Source organism: Acidobacteriota bacterium, assembly GCA_003225175.1.
In the GTDB taxonomy this organism is placed as follows: Bacteria; Acidobacteriota; Terriglobia; order Terriglobales; family Acidobacteriaceae; genus Gp1-AA112.
Map to the genome: position 1 here is coordinate 1 of QIBA01000100.1, position 3,875 is coordinate 3,875.

Below are 3,875 nucleotides of genomic sequence, written 5' to 3' on the forward strand. Positions count from 1 at the left end.
CACCAGTGATGAGGCGACTTTCCAGTTTCGCCTCGTGTTTTGCAACTGGTTGATTATTAATTACCCGTTGTGAATACGCCACAGCTTTGCCCGGTTTTCGTCAACGGCGAATGGCAAGAACTGCGCAATGTCGATACTTCGCCAGTATATAACCCTTCAACCGGCGAAGTGATCGCGCTTACTCCAATGTGCACGGCGGCGCATGTGAACGAAGCAGTGGAGGCTGCCGATGCGGCGTTTCCGGCTTGGTGGGAAATGCCACCGGTGGAGCGAACTCGCGTGCTGTTCCGTTTCAAAATGCTGCTCGAGGAGAAGTTCGAAGAGATCGCACGCTGCAACACGCGCGAACACGGCAAGACCTTGATCGAATCGCGCGGTGATGTTCGGAGAGGAATCGAGATGGTGGAGTTTGCCTGTGGCGTGCCCTCTTTGCTCGGTGGCGAGACAATCGAGAACGTCGCGCGCGGAATTGACTGCGAAACCATTCGCCAACCCCTTGGCGTTTGTGTCGGGATCACACCGTTTAATTTTCCTGCGATGGTGCCGCTCTGGATGTACCCCGTCGCGCTGGCTTGCGGGAATACTTTTGTGCTTAAGCCGAGCGAGAAGGTGCCGCTGACCGCGATGATGATTGCGCGACTGTTGGAACAAGCCGCCCTTCCGCGCGGCGTTTTCAACATTGTTCATGGCGGGCGCGAATGCGTGGAGGCGTTGCTCGGGCATCCGAAAGTCAGAGCGGTTTCGTTTGTGGGGTCAACGCCGGTCGCGCGCTACATCTTCGAAACCGGCATGCGTCACGGCAAACGCGTCCAGGCAAACGGCAGCGCAAAAAATTTTGTGGTCGTGATGCCGGACGCGGAGATAGAGCACTCAACGCGGAGTGTTATAGAAGGCGCGTTTGGATGCGCGGGAGAACGCTGCATGGCCAGTTCAACTGCGGTCGTCGTCGGCAGCGCATCGAAAGATGCTCTGCCTTCACTGGCTCACGCCGCCAAAAGCATCCGCGTCGGACCCACCGATCGCGAGCCGCAGCCCGACATGGGACCCCTCATTACTCGACAGCATCGCGATCGCGTGGCGCACCTCATCGGAACTGGCGCGGAACAAGGTGCGAAAATTCTTGCCGATGGTCGCGCTCTCCAGTTGAACAGCGGCGGGTTTTTTCTTGGCGCTACCGTTCTCGATGAGGTGCAGAATGATATGACGGTAGCGCGTGAAGAAATTTTTGGTCCAGTGCTGAACGTGATGCGAGCTAATGATCTCGAAGCTGCAATCGAAACCATTAATGGTTCACCCTACGGCAATGGCGCTTCCATCTTTACGTGCTCTGGAAAATCGGCACGCGAATTTAAGCACCGAGTGAAAGCTGGGATGATCGGCATCAACATCGGTGTGCCCGCGTCCATGGCCTGGTTTCCTTTTTCCGGCTGGGGCGATTCCTTCTTTGGCGATCTGCATATGCAAGGCAAGGAAGGGGTGCAATTTTTCACTCAACAAAAGGTCACAACGACCCGCTGGTTTGCTGAAGGCGAAGGAAACATTTGGAGCACGAAATAATGCAAGCACCTGAACTACCGTCATTCGATTATCAGCCGCAGCCGTATCATGGGCCATCCGCGGAAGAGGTGCTGCGCTTACGTCGTCAATTTCTGAATCCCGGACTGTTTCTCTACTACAAGCAACCGCTGATGATCGTGGAAGGCAAAGCTCAATACCTGTTCGACGGACATGGACGCCGGTATCTCGATGCTCTCGGCGGAATTGTGACGATAAGCGTCGGTCATTGTCATCCGACTGTTGTCGAGGCAGCGCGGCGGCAGAGCGAGCTTTTGCAACACGCGACCACGATTTATCTGCACCCGAACATCGCCGAGTATGCGGAAAAGCTGGCGGCGAAGATGCCCGGCGATCTGAAGGTCTGCTATTTTGTCAATTCGGGCTCTGAAGCCAACGATCTCGGGTTGCTGATGGCGCGCGCTTACACCGGGAACTACGATGTCATTGCGCTTCGAAATTCGTATCACGGCGGCAACGCTGCAGGAATGGCACTTACGGCGCACCGCACTTGGAAGTTCAACGTTGCACACAGCTTCGGCGTGCACCATGCGATCGCGCCCGATCCATATCGCGGAGCATGGGGACGCGACGATCCGCTCGCAGGCCATCACTACGCGGCGGACGTCAAAAGTTTGATCGACCATGCAACTTCGGGTCAGGTCGCAGCCTTTATTGCTGAATCAATTCAGGGCGTCGGCGGATGCGTGGTCTTTCCAGATAATTACCTGAAGCACGTCTACGAACATGTGCGGGCGGCTGGCGGCGTGTGTATCGCCGATGAAGTGCAGACGGGATTCGGGCGCACCGGCACGCACTACTGGGGATTCGAAACTCAGGATGTGGTGCCGGACATCGTGACAATGGCCAAAGGAATTGGCAACGGCGCTCCACTCGGAGCAGTTGTAACGACGCCAAAGATCGCAGCCACACTGGCCCAGCGGATACATTTCAACACATTCGGTGGCAATCCCATCGTATGCGCACAAGGCGCGGCTGTGCTCGACGTGATTGATCGCGAAAAGTTGCAAGCAAACGCCCTGAAAATCGGGAAACAGATCTTTGCGGGACTCGAGCGCTTGAAAGCAAAGCATAATCTTATAGGTGACGTGCGCGGCAAAGGCTTGCTCTTGGGAATTGAGCTGGTGAAAGACCGTGCAACGAAAGAACCAGCGATGACTGAATGCGCGCATGTGCTCGAAACCTGTAGGGACATGGGATTATTACTCGGCAAAGGTGGTTTGTACGGTCAGACAATTCGATTTTCTCCGCCGATGTGCCTGCACCAACAAGACGCCGACTTTCTGCTCGATGTACTGGATCGATCGTTTACCGTCGTCTGAAAATAATTTGGGTGGCATGTCGCCGCTCAAATTTCAATATCAGCACACGCACACTCGGCCGTTGATTCGATTCCTGCCGCGGAGGAGCGCACTTACTAACATACGACAGTTTCGAATGCATTTACCCGACGATCGAACTAGCTGGGGCAGTTGATTCAGGAATGCGAATCCGACCTTCGTCTATAACGCCCTCTGCCGCGCTGAGTGGAATATGGGCGCTCTTGCTTGTCGTTTTTGTCGTTGCTGCACTCTATTTTGGCCGCTCGGTGTTGGTGCCGATAGCTTTGGCCACCCTGATCACGTTTTTACTCTCCAGGTTGGTTACGCGCCTCGAGCGTTGGATCGGGCGAATCGCAGCTGTGTTAGTCACAGTCATCGCGATGTTCACGATTTTCGCCGCGGCGAGTTGGATCATCGGCCGTCAGGTTATCGATCTGGCTGACAAGCTACCTGACTACCAAACCAACATTGTGGCTAAAATACGGTCACTGAGACTTCCTGCCAGTGGCCCGCTGGCCCGATTTTCGTCCAGCGTCCAAGCTCTGCAAAAGGAAGTTGTTGCGCCGAGCACCGCTTCGGAAACGGACCGAGACCGCGGCAATTCTTCAACCAGAACGGCCCGGCCTGTGCCGAGTCCTATTCCAGTGAAGGTGATCGAAGGGCGAAACGCAATTCCGCAATTAATGCAGGAGACTCTCGGCGCGATTCTGAGTCCGCTTGGTACCGCTGCGTTGGTACTGTTGCTGGTCATTTTTATGCTACTAAAGCGGGACGATCTTCGCGGCAGACTGATTCGACTCATTGGGCAGGGCCGAATCAGCACAACCACGCGCGCGATGGAAGACGCTGGGCGTCGTGTGTCGCGTTATCTTTCCACGCAATTCCTGGTCAACACATGTTATGGCATCTGCGTTGCCGTTGGGCTGCAATTTATCGGCGTTCCAAATGCCCCGTTGTGGGGACTGTTATCCGGAGTGC

At 55.4% G+C, this 3,875-nt stretch carries 3 protein-coding genes; all 3 read left to right on the forward strand.

The window, feature by feature from the left end; translation table 11 throughout:
- Window positions 1-69 precede the first annotated feature (69 nt).
- The gene (mmsA, locus tag DMG62_22295) at window positions 70-1,557 is read left to right on the forward strand and encodes a methylmalonate-semialdehyde dehydrogenase (CoA acylating) (GenBank protein PYY20724.1); all 1,488 of its coding nucleotides are present in this window, start codon (window positions 70-72) and stop codon (window positions 1,555-1,557) included.
- On the forward strand, window positions 1,557-2,897 hold the full coding sequence (locus DMG62_22300; protein PYY20725.1) for an aspartate aminotransferase family protein: 1,341 nt from the start codon (window positions 1,557-1,559) through the stop codon (window positions 2,895-2,897). The genes mmsA and DMG62_22300 overlap by 1 nt, the downstream gene beginning before the upstream one ends.
- Window positions 2,898-3,118: 221 nt before the next feature.
- Window positions 3,119-3,875: hypothetical protein (locus DMG62_22305; GenBank protein ID PYY20726.1), on the forward strand; the 757-nt coding region annotated here is incomplete at its 3' end.

Excerpts from the sequence above, each read along its gene's own strand:
- DMG62_22300 (PYY20725.1), top strand. The coding sequence starts at position 1,557 with ATGCAAGCACCTGAACTACCGTCATTCGATTATCAGCCGCAGCCGTAT.